The sequence below is a fragment of the Blautia sp. MSK17_66 genome (assembly GCF_020538025.1).
In the GTDB taxonomy this organism is placed as follows: Bacteria; Bacillota; Clostridia; order Lachnospirales; family Lachnospiraceae; genus Blautia_A.
The window spans coordinates 1-599 of record NZ_JAJBNQ010000081.1; the positions used below are offsets into that span (position 1 = coordinate 1).

A 599-nucleotide genomic window follows, 5' to 3' on the forward strand; every position below is an offset into this window, starting at 1 on the left:
ATAAAGGAAATCTGTGGTATAAACAGCTTCCGTCACAGACAGCACAGGAGACCTGCAAGCAGCTGGACAAAGCATGGAAATCCTTTTATGTCCTGAAAAAGACCGGAGGGATCAAAGATCCAAATCCACCCCGTTTTAAACAGGAGAATATACCGGTCACATACATGCAGATGGGGATCCGGCATGAGAAAGGCTCAGACCGGATGCGGCTGTCTCTGCCAAAGAATCTGAAAAGCTACATGGAAGAAACATATGGGATCCATGAAAAATTTCTATATCTTGAAAATAAGATTTTCAGGAACATGGATCACATAAAACAGCTGCGGATCTATCCACCGGAAAATGGAAAATGTGACCTTATTGTTATCTATGAGATTGAAGAGCCGGAACAGATTTCTCAGAATGGACATTATTTATCTATTGATCTGGGACTTCATAATCTGATGACCTGTTATGATTCTGGAAATGGCAGGGCTTTTATTCTGGGAAGAAAGTATCTTTCTCTGGAAAGATATTTTCATAAAGAAATCGCCAGAGTGCAGTCTGTATGGTATGCACAGCAATCGGAAAGAGGAATAAAATATCCAAAATCATCGAAA

1 protein-coding gene is annotated in these 599 nt (G+C 40.4%); it reads left to right on the top strand.

The genetic code is table 11. The features are described from left to right. Positions 1-599 (top strand): transposase (locus LIR34_RS17565; protein WP_265107757.1); only part of this gene is annotated, 599 nt, incomplete at both ends.